This window comes from Bradyrhizobium huanghuaihaiense (assembly GCF_025200885.1).
Taxonomy (GTDB): Bacteria; Pseudomonadota; Alphaproteobacteria; order Rhizobiales; family Xanthobacteraceae; genus Bradyrhizobium; species Bradyrhizobium huanghuaihaiense.
Genome location: NZ_CP104172.1, coordinates 3,562,618 through 3,579,492, shown reverse-complemented (window position 1 = coordinate 3,579,492; position 16,875 = coordinate 3,562,618). Strand labels below are relative to the sequence as shown.

Sequence of the window (16,875 nt, the reverse complement as noted above, 5' to 3'; positions counted from 1 at the left end):
GGCTGCGCGAAGCGCAGTCCGCACGGCGTAATCCACCACCTTCGTTCGGCAAACGCGGAAACATGGTGGGTTACGCCCAGCGCCCGCGCTTCGCGCAGCCGCAAGGCAAACCCACCCTACGGCAGCTTCATCCCCGTCTCGCCGCTTCCAATGCCTGCGGCGTGTCGATGTCGAGGAAGGCGCTCTCACCATCCACCGGCACTTCGGCGACCGCCTCGGTGTGCTTGGCGATCAGATGCCGCGCGCCGACGTCGCCGTCGAGCGTCATCAACTCCTTGAAGAAACGGCGCGACCACAGCACGGGATTGCCGCGGCGGCCTTCGCTGACGGGCACGACGATGAGGTTGCCGCGGTCCGGCGCAAAACTGTCGATCAGGCGATCGATCAGGCCGGCATCGATCAGCGGCATGTCGCCGAGGCAAACCAAGGCGCCATCGCAGGTCTCCGGCACTGCCGCGATGCCGGCCTTGACCGAGCTGGCGATACCGCCGGCGAAATCCGGATTCCTGACGAATTTCACCTTCAGGCCTTGCAGCGCCTGCTCGACCAGCTCGGTCTGGTGGCCGGTCACGACGATCACCTCGGATGCTCTCGAAGCCAGCGCCTGCTCGGCTGCGATCCGCACCAGCTTCTTGCCGTCGAGCTCGGCGAGCAGCTTGTTCGGCCCGCCCATGCGCGTGGAACGGCCCGCCGCGAGCACGATGGCCGCGACCTGGCTGTTGCCCTCGGTCTCCGGCTGCGCGCGCGGCTGCGGCCGCGTCACGATCTCCATCAAGAGGCCGCCGACGCCCATGCCCATCAGCTCGGACCGCGTCACCTTGATGCCGGCGAGCAGCCGCATCAGGACCCAGTCGAACCCGTTCTCGACCGGCGAGCGCGCACAGCCCGGCGCGCCCAGCACCGGCACATTGCCGGCGCGGGCGATCAGCAAGAGATTGCCGGGATCGACCGGCATGCCGAAATGCTCGATCTCGCCGCCGATTCCGGTGACGGCCGCGGGGATCACGTCACGACGATCGGCGATCGCGGACGCCCCGAACACGATGACGAGCTCGGCGCCAAGCGCGAGCAATTCCTTGATCGCGGCCGACAGCGCGCGCTCGTCGTGCTGGACCCGCCGCTCGGCAATGATGCTGGCGCCGGCCGGCGCAAGGCGCTCGGCGGTGACGCGTAGCGTCTTGTCGATCACCTTGGACGACAGGCCCGGCAGCAGCGTCGAGACGACGCCGACGCGCTGGATCACGTAAGGCGCGATCTTCAGGACGTCCTTGCCCGCAGCCTTCACCGCAGCATCGCGCAGGCTTCCTTCGACGCCGAACGGGATGATCTTGACGGTGCCGACCATCTCGCCCTCGACCACCGGCTTGTAGGCGGTGAGCGTCGCAAAGGTGATGGCCTCGTCGATATTGTTGATGCGGTCGACCGCGGCGCGATCGATCACCAGCACGCCCGGCTGCGCGGCGAACAGATTGGCGCGGCCGGTGAAGGCGCGCTCGACATGGATGCCCTCTCCGCCGACGGCAAGCGCGATGCTGGCGGCCGCGACGTCCTCGGAGACGTCGCCCGCCTCCATGCGCACCACGACGATGTCCTTGATGCCGGCGCGCTCGAGCGACTCGACCTCGGCTGGGCCAATCGTCGTGCCCTTCTTCAGCACCAGCGGTCCCTGGCGCAGGGTGTGGACGGTCACCCCGCCGATCGCATCCCTGGGGCTCGCCGGGCCGAACTTCATGCCGCTTCTTCTTTTTCTTTGGGAGGCAGGCGGAGCACCGCCGTGATCTCGGCCATGATCGACACCGCGATCTCGGACGGCGAGACCGCACCGATCGCAAGGCCAATCGGCGCGTGAATGCGCGCGATGTCGCTTTCCTTCGCGCCCTGCGCCCGCAGCCGGTCGCCGCGCTTGGCATGCGTCTTCCGCGAGCCGAGCGCGCCGATATAGAAGCAGTTGCGCTCGAAGGCGTGCAGCAGCGCGGGGTCGTCGATCTTGGGATCGTGCGTCACCGCGACGAACGCCGTATAGGCATCGACATTGAGCGGCGGCAGCGCGGTGTCGGGCCATTCGGCAACAAGCGGAATGTCGGGGAAGCGCTCGGGGCTCGCAAACGCGGTGCGGGGATCGACGACGGTGACGTCATAGCCGAGCGAGCGCGCCAGCGGCGCCAGCGCCTGGCTGATATGGACCGCGCCGATGATCACGAGCTTTGCGGTCGGCGCGTAGACGTTGAGGAAGAGTTTCTTGCCGCCGGCCTCGACATGGGCGCTCTTGCCCATGCGAAGCTGCTTGTCCAGCTCGGCCCGCAGCGGGTCGTTGGCGAAGTCGGCGGCCTTCACCAGGCGCTGCTCGCCACTCTCGGTGTCGGTGACCAGGATCACGGGCCGACGCGCGGCGCGCTCGGCATTGAGTTCGTGCAGGATCGCGAGCTTCACGGCTAGCCGACCTTCTCGACGAAGACGCGGATGGTGCCGCCGCAGGATAGCCCGACATTCCAGGCGGTCTCGTCGGCGACGCCGAATTCCAGCATCTTGGGCTTGCCGCTCTCGATCACGTCCATGGCCTCGGTGACCACGGCGCCCTCGACGCAGCCGCCCGAGACGGAGCCCAGGAAGGTGCCCTCGTCGTTGATGACCAGGCTGGAGCCCGCCGGGCGCGGGGCCGAGCCCCAGGTCTCCACAACCGTCGCAAGCGCGACGCCACGGCCGGCCTTCTGCCAGTCCTCCGCCGCCTTCAGGATATCCTCGTCGCGATCGAGCATGGCTGGCCTCTCAAGCTGCGGAGCGGATCAGGCTGCGGTGATGCGGCGGCAGCGGCTGGGAGAGCGTGGTGATCAGCTCCTGGATCGAACTCAAATTATGTACCGGGCGGAATTCGTCAACGTGCGGAAGCATCATTTTGATGCCCTGGGCCTTGGCCTCGAAGCCGCCGAACCGTAACAGCGGGTTGAGCCAGATCAGCCGCCGGCAGGACCGGTGCAGCCGGTCCATCTCGAAGGCGAGCCTGGAATCGGCCTCCCGCTCCAGCCCGTCGGAGATCAGGAGCACGATGGCGCCCTGGCTCAGCACCCGGCGCGCCCACAATTTGTTGAAGTTGTGCAGCGAGGCCGAGATCCGCGTGCCGCCGGCCCAATCCTCGACCGAGGCCGAGCAGCTCGCCAGCGCCTCGTCCGGATCGCGCTGGCGCAGCGCGCGGGTCACGTTGGTGAGGCGCGTGCCAAACAGGAACACCGAGACGCGTTTTCGCGCATCCGTGATCGCATGCAGGAAATGCAGGAACAGGCGGGTGTATTCGCTCATCGAGCCCGAGATGTCGAGCAGCGCGACAATCGGCGCCGGCTTCTCGATTCGTCCGAGGCGATGGATGTCGATGATTTCGCCGCCGGTGCGTAAAGATGCGCGCAGCGTGCGGCGCAGGTCGAGGCGCAGGCCCCGAGCGTCGGGCCGATGCCGGCGCGTCAGCAGCTCGGCCTGCGGCAGATGCATCCGCTCGACGGCATGGAGCGCCTCGGTGATCTCCGCCGCGCTCATCTGCGCAAAATCCTTCTTCTGAAGGATCTCCTTGTCGGAGACCGACAGGCGCAGATCCTGCTCCTGGTGCTGCGGCGTCTCGGTCATGCGCGGCTGCGACATCGCCTCCTGGACGCGGCGCGCGCCGGCCTGCGGCTTCTTCTTGGCCTGCTCCGGCAGCGGCACCGAGTCCAGCATGTGCTTCCATTCTTCCGAGGCGCGGAAGAACAGGTTGAAGGCCTGCTTGAAGATCAGCGCGTGCTCATGGCGCTTGACGAAGATCGCCTCGAGCGTGGTGAAGACATCGGACCGGTTGCCGATGTCGATCACCTGCAGCGCGCTCATGGCATCGATGACGGCGCCCGGCCCGACCGGCATGCCGGCAGAGCGCAGCGCGCGGGCGAAGCCGACGATGTTGTCGGCGAATTGCTCGGTCTGCTCGGGGGCAAGGTGGTTGATGGCCATGGTCTCGTATCCATCCCCTCGTCATTCCGGGGCGCGCCACTTGGCGCGAGCCCGGAATCCATACTCCCGATCGTGGTTATGGATTCCGGGCTCGACGCTTGCGCGTCGCCCCGGAATGACGGGAGCAGTGATGACGCGCGCGCGTCAATTCTCGCTCGTCGCTTCCTTCAGCACCTTCTGCAAGGCATCGCCCTGCATGCGGGTGATGTCGTCCTGGTACTTGAGGAGCGCGCCCAGCGTGTCGCCGACCACTTGCGGCGTCAGCGAGCGGGCATCTAACTCGGACAGCGCGGTGGCCCAGTCGATGGTCTCGGCGACACCCGGCGATTTGTAGAAGTCCTGGTTGCGCAGCGCCTGCACGAAGCGGACGACCTGCTGCGACAGCTTTGCGGAGATGCCGGGCACACGCGTCTTGACGATCGCAAGCTCACGCTCGGCGGCGGGATAATCGACCCAGTGATAGAGGCAGCGCCGCTTCAACGCGTCGTGGATCTCGCGGGTGCGGTTGGAGGTGATGATGACGATCGGCGGATGCGGCGCCTTGACGGTGCCGAATTCGGGGATGGTCACCTGGAAGTCACTGAGGATCTCGAGCAGATAGGCTTCGAACGCCTCGTCGGCGCGGTCGAGCTCGTCGATCAGCAGCACCGGCGGGCCGGCAACGTCGGGCTCCAGCGCCTGCAATAGCGGCCGCTTGATCATGTAGCGGTCGGCGAAGATGTCGCTCGAGAGCTGATCGCGATCGGTGTCGCCGGCGGCTTCCGCCATCCGGATCGCGATCATCTGCGCCGCGCTGTTCCACTCGTAGACCGCCGAGGAGACGTCGAGGCCTTCATAGCACTGCAGCCGGATCAGCTTCCGCCCCAGCGCGGCCGACAGCACCTTTGCGATCTCGGTCTTGCCGACGCCGGCCTCGCCTTCCAGGAACAGCGGCCTGCCCATGCGCAGCGACAAATAGGTCACCGTCGCCAGCGACCGCTCGGCCAGATAGCCGCGCGAGGTCAGGAGTTCGAGCATCGCGTCGACCGATGCCGGCATGGCACCGGAAGTATTGGCCGCTGAAGTCATGAAAGGCCAGTCTCGTTTGCGCCCTCACACGGGGCAAGTCTTGTGCCGAGGAGTGAGCTCACCTCACCCCTTGGCGTTGGCAGCATCAAGGGCGCGCCGTGTCAGCACGCCGATGAGATGCGCGCGGTATTCGGCGCTGCCGTGGATGTCGCTGTTGAGCCCTTCCGCCGGCACCTCGATGCCTTCGATCGCCTTCGAGGCGAAGCGTTTCTTCAACGCCTCCTCGAACGCCTCGACGCGGAACACGCCTTCGGACCCGGCGCCGGTGACGGCAACGCGCACGTCCGACGGACGCCGCGCCACGAACACGCCGACCAGCGCGTAGCGCGAGGCCTGGTTGCGGAATTTGACGTAAGCGGCCTTCTTCGGCAGCGGGAACATCACCTTGGTGATGATCTCGTCGGCTTCCAGCGCGGTCGAGAACAGGCCCTGGAAATACTCCTCGGCCTTGAGGCGGCGCTTGTTGGTGACGATGGTGGCGCCCAGCGCGAGCACCGCAGCCGGATAGTCCGCGGTCGGATCGTTGTTGGCGAGCGAGCCGCCAATCGTGCCTCGGTGGCGCACGGCAGGATCGCCGATCCCGCCGGCAAGACTCGCCAGCGACGGGATCGCCTCACCGACGATCGCGGAGGTCGCGACCTCCGCGTGCTTGGCGGTGGCGCCGATCACGAGCGAGCGGCCCTTCATCTCGATCGTGTTGAGCCCCTCGATGTGGGAGAGGTCGACCAGATGCGGCGGGCTTGCGAGGCGCTGCTTCATGACGGGAATCAGCGTGTGGCCGCCGGCGATCACCTTGGCGTCCTCGTTCTTCACCAGGAGGTTGGCCGCCTGGCGCACGGTGCCCGGGCGATGATATTTGAATTCGTACATCTGAATGTCCTGATCGCGGGGTGCGCGTTACGCGAGATCGGATTTCGCCATCGCCTTGGCGCCGGCGGAGATCGAGGCGACGATGTTCTGGTAACCGGTGCAGCGGCACAGATTGCCTTCCAGCTCCTCGCGGATGGTGTGGTCGTCGAGCTCGTTGCCCTTGCGGTGCACGATGTCGATCGCGGTCATGATCATGCCGGGCGTGCAGAAGCCGCACTGCAGGCCATGGTGCTCGCGGAAGGCTTCCTGCATCGGATGCAGCGGCGCGCCGTCGGCGGCCAGTCCCTCGATCGTCTTGACCTCGTGACCGTCGGCCATCACGGCAAGCGTGGTGCAGGACTTCACGGCCTTGCCGTCGAGATGCACGACGCAGGCGCCGCACTGCGAGGTGTCGCAGCCGACATGGGTGCCGGTCAGGCGCAGATTCTCGCGCAGGAACTGCACCAGAAGCGTGCGGGGATCGACGTTGGCCGTCACAGGATTGCCGTTCACGATGAGGGAGATTTTTGCCATAAGCACTCTCTATCAGCGCCCCGACGGGTCCCGTCGAAGCGGTTCTTATAATTATTCCAACCCATCATATGGGCCATTGTCCCCTGGGGCAACATCACCCCGGACGCAAGGCGCCATGCCGAAAGGCGATAGGTTTCAGCCCTGTACCGCTAGCCCTGTACAGCTTTGGCGAAGTTCGCGAAAAACTCGTCGGCCAGCTTCTTGGCGGTGCCGTTGATCAGGCGCTGTCCGAGCTGCGCCAACTTGCCGCCGATCTGCGCCTCGACGTCGTAGGAAAGCAGCGTGCCGCCGTCCTTCTCCGCGAGCTTGACCGCGGCCCCGCCCTTGGCAAAGCCAGCCACCCCGCCCTCGCCTTCGCCTGAGATCTTGTAGCCGTTCGGCGGGTCGAGATCTGACAGCATCACCTTGCCCTTGAAGCGCGCCGACACCGGCCCGACCTTCATTTTTGCCGTTGCACGGAAGCCGCCATCGTCGGTCTTCTCCAGCTCCTCGCAGCCGGGGATGCAGGCCTTCAGCACCTCGGGATCGTTGAGCTTGGCCCACACGGCCTCGCGCGGCGCCGCGAGCTGGACTTCGCCGTTCATTGTCATGGCCATGGGGTGCCTCCCGAGATCGCGTCAGAATAATATTGCTCAAGTAACGCACGGAGGCCGCAAAGGAAAGGGCGCCCCCGGTCACGTGCAATGCATATTCGCAACTGCAAAAAGCTTGCGCGAGCGGTTTTGGATTGGCAGAGGCGGGCCATGATGGTTAGGTCCCGCACGATATGAGCACATCCCTCTCCCCCCTGCTCGCGCCGATGCTGTCGAGCGCAGCCATGCGCGCCGTCTGCGACGACCAGTCGACCCTGCAGAACATGCTCGATTTCGAGGCAGCGCTGGCACGGGCCGAGGCCGCTACCGGCGTGATTCCCGCGTCCGCTGTCGGGCCAATTCAAGGCGCCTGCAAGGCGTCTTGGTTTGACGTTGCAGCCCTCGCCGACGCCGCAACGCGATCCGGCAATCTCGCGATTCCCCTGGTCAAGGCGCTGACCGCCAATGTCGGCAAGGCCGATGCGGAGGCCGCGCGCTACGTGCATTGGGGCGCGACCAGCCAGGACGTCATCGACACCGCGACCATGCTCACCCTTCGCGCCGGCATCGATGCACTCGACGCCGACCTCAGCCGTGCCATCAAGGGTTTTGCGACGCTCGCCCGCGCCCATCGCAACACCGCGATGGTGGCGCGGACCTGGCTCCAGCACGCGCTGCCGATGCCGTTTGGGCTGAAGGCCGCCGAATATGCCGCAAGCCTCGCCCGTGCCCGCTGTCGCCTCAGGCGGCTCCGTCGCGACGGGCTGGCACTGCAATTCGGCGGCGCCGCAGGCACGCTCGCAGCCCTCGGCGACAAGGGGCTCGTCGTTGCGGAAAGATTGGCGCAGGAGCTGAACCTTCCGCTGCCGGAAGCGCCCTGGCACACCCATCGCGACCGTATTGCGGAAGCCGCTTCAAGTTTCGCGATCCTGGCTGGAAGCTGCGGCAAGATCGCACGCGACGTCTCGCTGCTGATGCAGACCGATGTCGGCGAAGCCTTCGAGCCCGCCGGCGAAGGCCGCGGCGGCTCCTCGACCATGCCGCACAAGCGCAACCCGGTCGCGGCCGCAAGCGCGCTCGGCGCAGCCACCATGGCGCCGCAGCTCGCTGCCACGATTTTTGCAGCGCAGGTGCAGGACCATGAGCGCAGCGCCGGGCCCTGGCACGCGGAATGGCCGACGCTGCCGCAATTGATGCTGGTGGCCTCCGGCGCGCTCGCGGCGATCGTCGACATCGCCGAGGGCCTCGATGTCGATGCGGCGCGCATGCGCAGCAATCTCGATGCGACGCACGGGTTGATCATGGCCGAGGCCGTCACCTTTGCGCTGGCCGACAAGATCGGCAAGAGCGATGCGCATCATCTGATCGAGGCCGCGAGCAAGCGCGCGGTCGCCGAGAAGAAGCATCTGCGCGAGGTGCTGTCAGCCGATTCGCAGGTCACCGCGCATCTGACGCCGGAAAAAATTGCGGCATTGTTCGAGCCGATGGCCTATCAAGGGGCTTCGCAGGCCTTGATCGACCGCCTGCTCGATTCGTTGGATCTCTCCTGATGTCATTGCCGGGCTTGACCCGGCAATGACATCATCCTGGATAGATTCCGCTTCTTGGATGGGTGCGCGGGTCAAGCCCACGCATGACGAGGAACATGCCATGCCCATGATCGATGCCGACGGTTGCCTCATCAACGTCTCCGTCGAGGGCCGCGACGGCGGGCCGACCCTGATGCTCTCCAACTCGCTCGGCTGCACGCTGCAGATGTGGGAGCCGCAGATGAAGGCGCTGACGCAGATCTTCCGCGTCATCCGCTACGACCGCCGTGGCCACGGCAAGTCGAACGTTCCGCCCGGCCCCTACACGATGGAGCGCTTCGGCCGCGACGTGCTCGCGATCCTCGACGACCTCAACATCGAGAAGGTGCATTGGTGCGGCCTGTCGATGGGCGGCATGGTCGGGCAATGGCTGGGCGCCAACGCGCCGGAGCGCTTCGGCAAGCTCATTCTCGCCAACACTTCCTGCTATTACGCCGAGCCGACCAAATGGCTGGAGCGTATCGACGCCGTGAAGAAGGGCGGCATCGCAGTGGTCGCCGATGCCGTGCTTGCGGGCTGGCTCACGGCCGATTTCCGCGAGCGCGAGCCTGAGATCACCGCGAAGATGAAGGCGATGCTGCTCGCTTCCCCCGTCGAAGGGTATCTGGCCTGCTGCGAGGCGCTGTCGACGCTCGACCAGCGCGCGCTGTTGCAGAAGATCAAGAGCCCGACCTTGGTGATCGCCGGCCGTCACGACATGGCAACCCCGATCTCGGCGGCCGAGCTGATCCGCTCCAACATTCCCGGCGCCAGCATGACCATCATCGACGCCGCGCACATTTCCAATGTCGAGCAGCCGCATGCGTTCACGGATGCGGTGGTGGGGTTCTTGACGCAGGGCTAGCCACAGCCGTCATTGCGAGCGCAGCGAAGCAATCCAGACTGCCTCCGCGGAAAGATCCTGGATTGCTTCGCTGCGCTCGCAATGACGAAGGAGGACACCATGGACGACCAGAAGCGCCGCGATGCCGGCATGAACGTGCGCCGAAAGGTGCTGGGCAATGCCTGGGTCGACAAGTCGATCGCAAATCGCAATGCCTTCAACACCGACTTCCAGGACCTGATCACGCGCTACGCCTGGGGCGAGATCTGGACGCGGCCGCATTTCGACGAGCGCACGCGGCGGGTGCTCGTCATCGGCACCATGGTCGCACTCGGGCAATGGGACGAATTCCGCTTGCACGTGCGCGCGGCGCTCGCCGAGGGCGGCTTCACGCCCGATGACATCAAGGAAATCCTGCTCCAGCAGGCGATCTATTGCGGCGTTCCGGCGGCGAACCACGCCGTCAAGGAAGCCTCAGCGATTGTGCAGGAGCTCGGCCTGCTCAAGAGCTAGCGGCGCGGCGGCCGCGACGGCCTTGGGCGCCGCCTCCGGCCGCTCGATCACCAGCACAATCGCGGCCCCCAGCAGCAGCAGAAGCTCGGTGGCGTGCAGACGGAGGGCGGCCATCTCGCCGACCTTCGAGGCCATGACCATGCTGGCAAACGAGATCAGGCTGCCGATCGCCAGCGCAATGGCGAGCGCCTCGTCACTGCCGCCGCTCTTGCGGGTCCGGGGAATGCATAGCAGCGCGAGGTAGATCGCAAAGAACACCACGACGGTCAGCCGTCCCAGCGCCAGCAGCCAGGCGGCCCGCACCGTGTCCATCCCCGCCATCTGGAGATGATCGCTGAGGAACAGCGCCACCGCGACGCTCGGACGCTCGTAGAGGCCGTGCACCGGTGCAACAAAGATGTTGAAGGCGACCAGCGCCCAGGCCGGGATGAAATAGGCCGCCAGCAGCGCGCCATTGACCGAGCCGATCCGCCAATTCCTGAACATGCCGCTACCCGCTTCGCCTGCCATCCGCCTTCGGGGGGAAGGCTTTGCGGGGAGCTAACTCGCATGAGACTGTGGCGGCAATTTAAACCCTTTGTTTACCTTAACCGGGCTGACCCACGCCGTCATTCCGGGGCTCGCAGAGCCTAACTATGGTGCGCAATTACGCACCTGAGAATCTCGAGATTCCGGGTCTGGTCCTTCGGACCATCCCGGAATGACGGAGCAAGACGCCAAAGAAAAAAGGCCCCGCCTTTCGGCGAGGCCCTCCCACTCCCGGGCTCCCTACTCGTCCTGGCTGCGCTGGCCACCCTGCTGCTGGCCGGGACGATCGCCCTGGCGCATCGGGTCCTGCTGCTGCTGTCCGGGTTTCTGGCCGCCGCCCTGTTGCTGTCCTGGTTTCTGGCCGGGGTTCTGATTCTGCTGACCCGGATTCTGGTTCTGCTGCTTCGTCATCGGGGGAAACTCCCTTGTTGGACGTCAGAGAACGGTGATAACGGCCGATCCCGACTTTGGTTGCCCTGGGAACCCGGTTCCTCGCAGGTGCGGAACCCGGAAACGAAAAATGACCTCTGTACAAGACCTTCTGCCGAGGCGTGAGCTGTTGCGGCGGCCAGTTCCCTCCTGTTACAAAACCAGCAGAACGCTCAAGGGCTGCCGGGGCCCGAGAAGAAACTCAATCACTCTCTCTCGAAGAGCTCCCTTTGAGCCGCGTCAGGTTTGGTAACGGCAGCCTATGGATTATTTCGCCCAGCAGCTCATCAACGGCCTCGTGCTCGGCTCCATCTACGGCCTGATCGCGATCGGCTACACGATGGTCTACGGCATCGTCGGCATGATCAATTTCGCCCACGGCGACGTCTTCATGATCGGCGGCTTCATCGCCCTGATCACCTTCCTGATCCTGGTTTCGCTCGGTCTCACCGCGATCCCCGTGATCCTGCTGGTCGTGCTGCTGGTGTCGATGGCGATCACCGCGCTCTACGGCTGGACCATCGAGCGCATCGCCTACCGGCCGCTGCGCCACTCCTTCCGCCTCGCCCCGATGCTATCGGCGATCGGCATGTCCTTCGTGCTGACCAACTACTCGCAGGTGGCGCAGGGCGCCCGGGTCAAGCCGATCCCGCCCTTCATCACCGGGGGCTACACCTTGCATGAGAGCACGGACGGCTTCGTCATCCAGCTCTCCAACATCCAGATCATGGTGGTCCTCACCACCATCGTGCTGTTGGCGATCTTCACCTGGCTGGTGTCGCGCACGCGGCTCGGGCGCGACATGCGCGCCTGCGAGCAGGACCAGACCATGGCGGCGCTGCTCGGCGTCAACGTCGACCGCACCATCTCCATGACGTTCGTGATCGGCGCGGCGCTCGCCGCGGTCGCCGGCCTGATGTACCTGCTCTATTACGGCCTGGTCGACTTCTTCATGGGCTTCGTCGCCGGCATCAAGGCGTTCACCGCCGCCGTGCTCGGCGGCATCGGCTCGCTGCCGGGAGCCATGCTCGGGGGTCTTGCGATCGGCCTGATCGAGACGTTCTGGTCGGCCTATTTCTCGGTCGAATACAAGGACGTCGCGGCGTTCTCGATCCTGATCGTCGTGCTGATCTTCATGCCGACCGGCCTGCTCGGCCGTCCCGAAGTCGAAAAAGTCTGACGGTCGCGCGTGACAGCTCCCTCGACCAATACGGCCAAACCTGCAACGGGCATCCCAGCCCTCTTCAAGACCGCCTTCATCAACGCCCTCGTCGCGCTGGTGCTGTTCTCGCTGATGGTCGGCATCCGTACCGAGGCGGGCTCCGACGGCCAGCTCACCTATTGGACGCGCTTCGGCGAGCTCGCCTCCCTCGTCGGCATCGTGTTCGGCGGCTCGATCGTGATGGAGCTATTGCGGCAATGGATCGGTCCGACCGGCACCGAGAAGCTGGTGCCGCCGGCGATACGAAGCGGAATGTCGTTCGTCGGCCGCTACCTCGCGCCGGCGCTTCTGATCTTCACGCTGCTGGTACCCGTCATTTTCTATAACCAGCGCTACATCCTCGATCTCGCGATCCTCGTACTCACCTATGTGATGCTGGGCTGGGGATTGAACGTCGTGGTTGGCCTCGCCGGCCTGCTCGATCTCGGCTATGTCGCGTTCTACGCGGTGGGCGCCTATTCCTACGCGCTGCTCGCCACCAATTTCGGCTGGTCGTTCTGGGTCTGCCTGCCGCTCGCCGGCATCCTCGCCGCGTTCTGGGGCGTGCTGCTCGGCTTTCCCGTGCTGCGGCTGCGCGGCGACTATCTCGCCATCGTGACGCTGGCCTTCGGCGAGATCATCCGCCTCGTCATCATCAACTGGCAGAGCCTGACCGGAGGCCCGAACGGCGTTTCCGGCATTCCGCGTCCCACCTTCTTCGGCATCCCGCTCGACAACAGCGATGACGGGTTAGCGGCAAAACTCGGCATCGAGTACTCCTCGACCCACCGCATCATCTTCCTGTTCTATCTGATCCTGGCGCTGGCGCTGCTCACCAACTGGGTGACGATCCGCCTGCGCCGCCTGCCGATCGGCCGCGCCTGGGAGGCGCTGCGCGAGGACGAGGTCGCCTGCCGCGCGCTCGGCATCAACACCACGACGACGAAGCTCACGGCGTTTGCGACCGGCGCCATGTTCGGCGGCTTCGCCGGCGCGTTCTTCGCCACCCGCCAGGGCTTCATCAGCCCGGAATCCTTCACCTTCCAGGAATCGGCGCTGGTGCTCGCCATCGTCGTGCTCGGCGGCATGGGTTCGCAGCTCGGCGTCGCGCTCGCCGCGCTCGCCATGATCGGCGGCTTCGAACTGTTCCGGGGTCTGGAGGGCTACCGCATGCTGGTGTTCGGCATGGCGATGGTCCTGATCATGATCTGGCGGCCGCGCGGCCTGATCGGCCATCGTGCCCCGACCGTGTATCTGACCAAGGCGCAGGCGATCTCCTCCGACCTCGTCAAGGAAGGGCACGGATGAGCGGCGACAAGACTGGCGATAAGATTCTTGGCGTCGACCGGCTGACCATGCGCTTCGGCGGCATCGTCGCCGTGCAGGACCTCTCCTTCGCCGCCGAGCGGACCAAGATCACCGCGCTGATCGGGCCGAACGGCGCCGGCAAGACCACCGTCTTCAACTGCATCACCGGCTTCTACAAGCCGACCGGCGGCACCATCCGCCTCGCCCATGACGACGGCCGGGTCATCGCCCTGGAGCGGCTGAACGATTTCCGCATCGCCAAGCAGGCCAAGGTCGCGCGCACCTTCCAGAACATCCGCCTGTTTCCCGGCATGACCGCGCTGGAAAACCTGATGGTGGCGCAGCATAACGCCTTGATGCGCGCCTCCGGCTTCACCTTGCTCGGCCTCGTCGGCGCCCCCGTGTACCGGGACGCCGAGAAGCACGCGATCGATCTCGCCACCGACTGGCTGAGGCGCGTCAACCTGCTCGACCGCGCCGACGACGCCGCCGGCAACCTCGCCTATGGCGACCAGCGCCGGCTCGAGATCGCGCGCGCGATGTGCACCGAGCCCGCCCTGCTGTGCCTGGACGAGCCCGCCGCCGGCCTCAATGCGCGCGAGAGCGCCGCTCTGAGCGAGCTCTTGCTCTCGATCCGGAACGAGCTCGGCACCTCGATCCTCCTGATCGAGCACGACATGTCGGTGGTGATGGAGATCTCCGACCACATCGTGGTGATGGACCACGGGGTCAAGATCGCGCAAGGCACGCCGCGCGAGGTCCGCGACGATCCCAAGGTGATCGCCGCCTATCTCGGCACAGACGAGGAAGAGGCGGCGGCCGTGATGGAGGGCGGGACGTGACGGCGGCACCCACTCCCCTGCTCGCGATCCGGTCCTTGCGCGCCGCCTACGGCAAGATCGAGGCGCTGAAGGGCGTCGACGTCGAGATCAATGCCGGCGAGATCGTGGCGCTGATCGGCGCCAACGGTGCCGGCAAGTCGACGCTGATGATGACGATCTTCGGCAAGCCGCGGGCCCGCGCCGGCCAGATCCTGTACGAAGGCCGCGACATCACCGACGTGCCGACCCACGAGATCGCGCATTTGCGCATCGCGCAATCGCCGGAGGGCCGCCGCATCTTCCCGCGCATGAGCGTGGCGGAAAACCTCCAGATGGGGGCCGATGCCACCGAGTGCACCGATGCGGAGCGCGAGGCGACGCTCCAGCGCGTCTTCACGCTGTTTCCACGGCTGAAGGAACGCTACGCCCAGCGCGGCGGAACCCTGTCCGGCGGCGAGCAGCAGATGCTGGCAATCGGCCGTGCCTTGATGAGCCGCCCCCGCCTGCTCCTGCTCGACGAGCCCTCGCTCGGGCTCGCGCCGCTGATCGCCCGCCAGATTTTCGACGCGATCCGCACCCTGAACCGGCAGGACGGCCTGACCGTCCTGATCGTCGAGCAGAACGCCAACCATGCGCTCAAGCTCGCCCACCGGGGCTACGTCATGGTCAATGGCCTGATCACGCTGGCCGGGACCGGCGCCGAGTTGCTGCAGCGCCCCGAGATTCGCGCCGCCTATCTGGAAGGCGGCCGGCACGGCTGAGAGCGGCCATATGCAGCGCAATGCGGCGAGATATCTCCGCCAATGCCCGTATTTTGCCGGTGACTTCTCCTCGAATTCATTCAAGAATGGCGCCGGTTTGGACCGGGCATGCCCCGGCGACTTCCACAGGCGACCACCCGCGAGGTATCTCATGAAATCACTGAAGCTCATCGGTCTGGCATTCGGCGCGTCGATCGCGCTGTCGAGCGCGGCATTCGCGCAGGATGTCACCATCGCAGTCGCAGGCCCGATGACCGGCGGCGAGTCCGCCTTCGGCCGCCAGATGAAGAACGGCGCCGAGATGGCGGTGGCCGATATCAACGCCGCCGGCGGCGTCAACGGCAAGAAGCTTGCGCTCTCCGTCGAGGACGATGCCTGCGATCCGAAGCAGGCACGCTCGATCGCCGAGAAGATCGCCGGCGCCAAGATCCCCTTCGTCGCCGGGCACTATTGCTCGTCGTCGTCGATCCCCGCCTCGGAGGCCTATGCGGACGGCAACGTCCTGCAGATCACCCCGGCCTCGACCAACCCGCTCTTCACCGAGCGCAAGCTCTGGAACGTGGCGCGTGTCTGCGGCCGTGACGATCAGCAGGGCCTGATCGCGGCGCAGTACATCGCCAAGAACTTCAAGGGCAAGAACATCGCGATCCTCAACGACAAGACCACCTACGGCAAGGGTCTTGCGGACGAGACCAAGAAGGCGCTCAACAAGGCCGGCATCACCGAGAAGATGTACGAGTCCTATAACAAGGGCGACAAGGACTTCAACGCGATCGTCTCGCGCCTGAAGCGCGACAACATCGACCTCGTCTATGTCGGCGGCTACCATCAGGAGAGCGGCCTGATCCTGCGCCAGATGCGCGACCAGGGCCTCAAGACCGTGCTGATGGCCGGCGACGCGCTCGCCGACAAGGAGTACGCCTCCATCACCGGCCCCGCCGGCGAAGGCACCCTGTTCACCTTCGGCCCCGACCCGCGCAACAAGCCGACCGCCAAGAAGATCGTCGATGCTTTCAAGGCCAAGAACATCGACCCCGAAGGCTACACGCTCTACACCTACGCCGCGATGCAGGTGTGGTCGCAGGCAGCCAAGAAGGCCGGCACCACCGACGCCAAGAAGGTCATGGAGGCGATGAAGGCCGGCAAGTGGGACACCGTGATCGGCCCGATCGAGTATGACGCCAAGGGCGACATCAAGCAGATCGACTACGTCGTCTACAAGTGGGACGCCAAGGGCGGCTACTCCGAGATCAAGGGCAACGGCACCTAACGCGCTTGCCGGGCCTCAAGGCTGCGATCCAACCCTCACACGCCCCGGCTTGCGCCGGGGCGTTTCTTCTTGCGCCAAGGTCAGACGGCTGCGGGCAGTTCGCCGCCCGCAGCCGTCTGGGCCTTCCGCAGTGCTTGCAGGAGGTCGTTCGGCCGAAACGGCTTTTGCAGGCAGACCACGTTGGCGAGGTGAGGCGCTTGGTCCAGGAAATCGAGCGTCGTCATCCCGGACACCGCAATGATGGGAAGTCCCGGCGCACGCTCGCGCAGGCTCGCGATGACGTCGACGCCGCTGGTGTCGCCAAGGAAGATATCGACGATTGCCGCGTCACACGGGCTTTCCGCGAAAGCTTTCAGCCCGGCCGCGCCGCTTTCGGCCTCCACGACCTCGAAACGATTGACCCGGAGCACGATCGCGACCATCGCGCGGACGTCCTTCTGGTCGTCGATGATGAGAACGCGGGGCATAGGGGAACAACTCCCGGATATTGAGATCAAATCGAATGATTCAAACCTGGAACCCACCACGGCGGAAGGGCATTATGGCACCGTTCAGTAAAGCGCATCTTACCCGACCCTATTCCGCGTCCCCACCAAAATTAAGTAAGCTGTAACCTTCGGTTGAGTCGCGGCCGTAACGG

19 protein-coding genes are annotated in these 16,875 nt (G+C 65.6%); 8 read left to right on the top strand and 11 right to left on the bottom strand.

Features of this window, described 5'->3' with window-relative positions:
- Positions 1 to 127: 127 nt before the first annotated feature.
- The 8 genes from N2603_RS16900 to N2603_RS16865 form a co-directional block, all read right to left on the bottom strand.
- A complete protein-coding gene (locus N2603_RS16900) occupies positions 128 to 1,732 on the bottom strand; it encodes a molybdopterin-binding/glycosyltransferase family 2 protein (protein WP_260389671.1) in 1,605 nt (534 codons plus the stop codon).
- A complete protein-coding gene (locus N2603_RS16895; protein WP_260389670.1) occupies positions 1,729 to 2,430 on the bottom strand; it encodes an XdhC family protein in 702 nt (233 codons plus the stop codon). Before N2603_RS16895 ends, N2603_RS16900 begins: the two co-directional genes overlap by 4 nt.
- 2 nt (positions 2,431 to 2,432) lie before the next feature.
- Positions 2,433 to 2,756, bottom strand: a complete 324-nt coding sequence (locus tag N2603_RS16890) for an XdhC family protein (protein ID WP_008564652.1) — start codon at positions 2,754 to 2,756, stop codon at positions 2,433 to 2,435.
- A 10-nt stretch (positions 2,757 to 2,766) separates the two neighbouring features.
- On the bottom strand, positions 2,767 to 3,969 hold the full coding sequence (locus N2603_RS16885) for a vWA domain-containing protein (RefSeq protein ID WP_018645843.1): 1,203 nt from the start codon (positions 3,967 to 3,969) through the stop codon (positions 2,767 to 2,769).
- Between the two features lie 144 nt (positions 3,970 to 4,113).
- A complete protein-coding gene (locus N2603_RS16880) occupies positions 4,114 to 5,037 on the bottom strand; it encodes an AAA family ATPase (RefSeq protein ID WP_018645844.1) in 924 nt (307 codons plus the stop codon).
- Positions 5,038 to 5,100: 63 nt separating this feature from the next.
- Positions 5,101 to 5,907 carry an FAD binding domain-containing protein gene (locus tag N2603_RS16875; protein ID WP_260389669.1) on the bottom strand — a complete coding sequence of 269 codons (807 nt, stop codon included), beginning with the start codon at positions 5,905 to 5,907 and terminating at the stop codon, positions 5,101 to 5,103.
- Between the two features lie 27 nt (positions 5,908 to 5,934).
- Positions 5,935 to 6,420, bottom strand: coding sequence for a (2Fe-2S)-binding protein (locus N2603_RS16870; RefSeq protein ID WP_008137528.1), 486 nt, complete (start codon positions 6,418 to 6,420; stop codon positions 5,935 to 5,937).
- Positions 6,421 to 6,569: 149 nt separating this feature from the next.
- Positions 6,570 to 7,016: an SRPBCC family protein gene (locus tag N2603_RS16865; protein ID WP_018645847.1), complete on the bottom strand. Its 447-nt coding sequence runs from the start codon at positions 7,014 to 7,016 to the stop codon at positions 6,570 to 6,572.
- A gap of 170 nt (positions 7,017 to 7,186) precedes the next feature.
- On the opposite strand from N2603_RS16865, the gene N2603_RS16860 reads away from it, so the two are divergent.
- From N2603_RS16860 to N2603_RS16850, 3 genes are all read left to right on the top strand, one after another.
- Positions 7,187 to 8,542 carry a 3-carboxy-cis,cis-muconate cycloisomerase gene (locus N2603_RS16860; protein ID WP_260389668.1) on the top strand — a complete coding sequence of 452 codons (1,356 nt, stop codon included), beginning with the start codon at positions 7,187 to 7,189 and terminating at the stop codon, positions 8,540 to 8,542.
- Positions 8,543 to 8,642: 100 nt separating this feature from the next.
- A complete protein-coding gene (gene pcaD / locus N2603_RS16855; protein ID WP_260389667.1) occupies positions 8,643 to 9,425 on the top strand; it encodes a 3-oxoadipate enol-lactonase in 783 nt (260 codons plus the stop codon).
- A gap of 99 nt (positions 9,426 to 9,524) precedes the next feature.
- Positions 9,525 to 9,917 (top strand): carboxymuconolactone decarboxylase family protein, encoded by a 393-nt coding sequence (locus tag N2603_RS16850; protein WP_026312440.1) that lies wholly within the window; start codon positions 9,525 to 9,527, stop codon positions 9,915 to 9,917.
- Here N2603_RS16850 and N2603_RS16845 read toward each other — a convergent pair.
- A complete protein-coding gene (locus N2603_RS16845; protein ID WP_026312441.1) occupies positions 9,879 to 10,403 on the bottom strand; it encodes a hypothetical protein in 525 nt (174 codons plus the stop codon). The two genes, N2603_RS16850 and N2603_RS16845, sit on opposite strands and share 39 nt — an antisense overlap.
- 282 nt (positions 10,404 to 10,685) lie before the next feature.
- Positions 10,686 to 10,856, bottom strand: a complete 171-nt coding sequence (locus tag N2603_RS16840; RefSeq protein ID WP_018645852.1) for a hypothetical protein — start codon at positions 10,854 to 10,856, stop codon at positions 10,686 to 10,688.
- A gap of 280 nt (positions 10,857 to 11,136) precedes the next feature.
- Here N2603_RS16840 and N2603_RS16835 point away from each other — a divergent pair, with 280 nt between their 5' ends.
- The 5 genes from N2603_RS16835 to N2603_RS16815 all read left to right on the top strand — a co-directional run bounded on the left by N2603_RS16835 (position 11,137) and on the right by N2603_RS16815 (position 16,235).
- Complete coding sequence (locus N2603_RS16835) at positions 11,137 to 12,054, top strand: ABC transporter permease subunit (RefSeq protein ID WP_018645853.1); 918 nt, start codon at positions 11,137 to 11,139, stop codon at positions 12,052 to 12,054.
- A 9-nt stretch (positions 12,055 to 12,063) separates the two neighbouring features.
- Complete coding sequence (gene livM / locus N2603_RS16830) at positions 12,064 to 13,383, top strand: high-affinity branched-chain amino acid ABC transporter permease LivM (RefSeq protein ID WP_018645854.1); 1,320 nt, start codon at positions 12,064 to 12,066, stop codon at positions 13,381 to 13,383.
- Positions 13,380 to 14,225 carry an ABC transporter ATP-binding protein gene (locus N2603_RS16825; protein WP_260389666.1) on the top strand — a complete coding sequence of 282 codons (846 nt, stop codon included), beginning with the start codon at positions 13,380 to 13,382 and terminating at the stop codon, positions 14,223 to 14,225. Before livM ends, N2603_RS16825 begins: the two co-directional genes overlap by 4 nt.
- Positions 14,222 to 14,965, top strand: coding sequence for an ABC transporter ATP-binding protein (locus tag N2603_RS16820; protein ID WP_018645856.1), 744 nt, complete (start codon positions 14,222 to 14,224; stop codon positions 14,963 to 14,965). Before N2603_RS16825 ends, N2603_RS16820 begins: the two co-directional genes overlap by 4 nt.
- A 151-nt stretch (positions 14,966 to 15,116) precedes the next feature.
- Positions 15,117 to 16,235, top strand: a complete 1,119-nt coding sequence (locus tag N2603_RS16815; RefSeq protein ID WP_018645857.1) for a branched-chain amino acid ABC transporter substrate-binding protein — start codon at positions 15,117 to 15,119, stop codon at positions 16,233 to 16,235.
- 80 nt (positions 16,236 to 16,315) lie between these two features.
- On the opposite strand, the gene N2603_RS16810 is transcribed toward N2603_RS16815, so the two are convergent.
- Positions 16,316 to 16,702, bottom strand: coding sequence for a response regulator (locus N2603_RS16810; protein ID WP_018645858.1), 387 nt, complete (start codon positions 16,700 to 16,702; stop codon positions 16,316 to 16,318).
- Positions 16,703 to 16,875: the final 173 nt, after the last annotated feature.

Bases quoted from the DNA above. Each gene is read 5' to 3' on its own strand.
- N2603_RS16900 (WP_260389671.1), bottom strand. From the start codon at position 1,732: ATGAAGTTCGGCCCGGCGAGCCCCAGGGATGCGATCGGCGGGGTGACC.
- N2603_RS16890 (WP_008564652.1), bottom strand. From the start codon at position 2,756: ATGCTCGATCGCGACGAGGATATCCTGAAGGCGGCGGAGGACTGGCAG.
- N2603_RS16885 (WP_018645843.1), bottom strand. From the start codon at position 3,969: ATGGCCATCAACCACCTTGCCCCCGAGCAGACCGAGCAATTCGCCGAC.
- N2603_RS16880 (WP_018645844.1), bottom strand. From the start codon at position 5,037: ATGACTTCAGCGGCCAATACTTCCGGTGCCATGCCGGCATCGGTCGAC.
- N2603_RS16875 (WP_260389669.1), bottom strand. From the start codon at position 5,907: ATGTACGAATTCAAATATCATCGCCCGGGCACCGTGCGCCAGGCGGCC.
- N2603_RS16870 (WP_008137528.1), bottom strand. From the start codon at position 6,420: ATGGCAAAAATCTCCCTCATCGTGAACGGCAATCCTGTGACGGCCAAC.
- N2603_RS16865 (WP_018645847.1), bottom strand. From the start codon at position 7,016: ATGGCCATGACAATGAACGGCGAAGTCCAGCTCGCGGCGCCGCGCGAG.
- N2603_RS16860 (WP_260389668.1), top strand. From the start codon at position 7,187: ATGAGCACATCCCTCTCCCCCCTGCTCGCGCCGATGCTGTCGAGCGCA.
- pcaD (WP_260389667.1), top strand. From the start codon at position 8,643: ATGCCCATGATCGATGCCGACGGTTGCCTCATCAACGTCTCCGTCGAG.
- N2603_RS16850 (WP_026312440.1), top strand. From the start codon at position 9,525: ATGGACGACCAGAAGCGCCGCGATGCCGGCATGAACGTGCGCCGAAAG.
- N2603_RS16845 (WP_026312441.1), bottom strand. From the start codon at position 10,403: ATGTTCAGGAATTGGCGGATCGGCTCGGTCAATGGCGCGCTGCTGGCG.
- N2603_RS16840 (WP_018645852.1), bottom strand. From the start codon at position 10,856: ATGACGAAGCAGCAGAACCAGAATCCGGGTCAGCAGAATCAGAACCCC.
- N2603_RS16835 (WP_018645853.1), top strand. From the start codon at position 11,137: ATGGATTATTTCGCCCAGCAGCTCATCAACGGCCTCGTGCTCGGCTCC.
- N2603_RS16825 (WP_260389666.1), top strand. From the start codon at position 13,380: ATGAGCGGCGACAAGACTGGCGATAAGATTCTTGGCGTCGACCGGCTG.
- N2603_RS16815 (WP_018645857.1), top strand. From the start codon at position 15,117: ATGAAATCACTGAAGCTCATCGGTCTGGCATTCGGCGCGTCGATCGCG.
- N2603_RS16810 (WP_018645858.1), bottom strand. From the start codon at position 16,702: ATGCCCCGCGTTCTCATCATCGACGACCAGAAGGACGTCCGCGCGATG.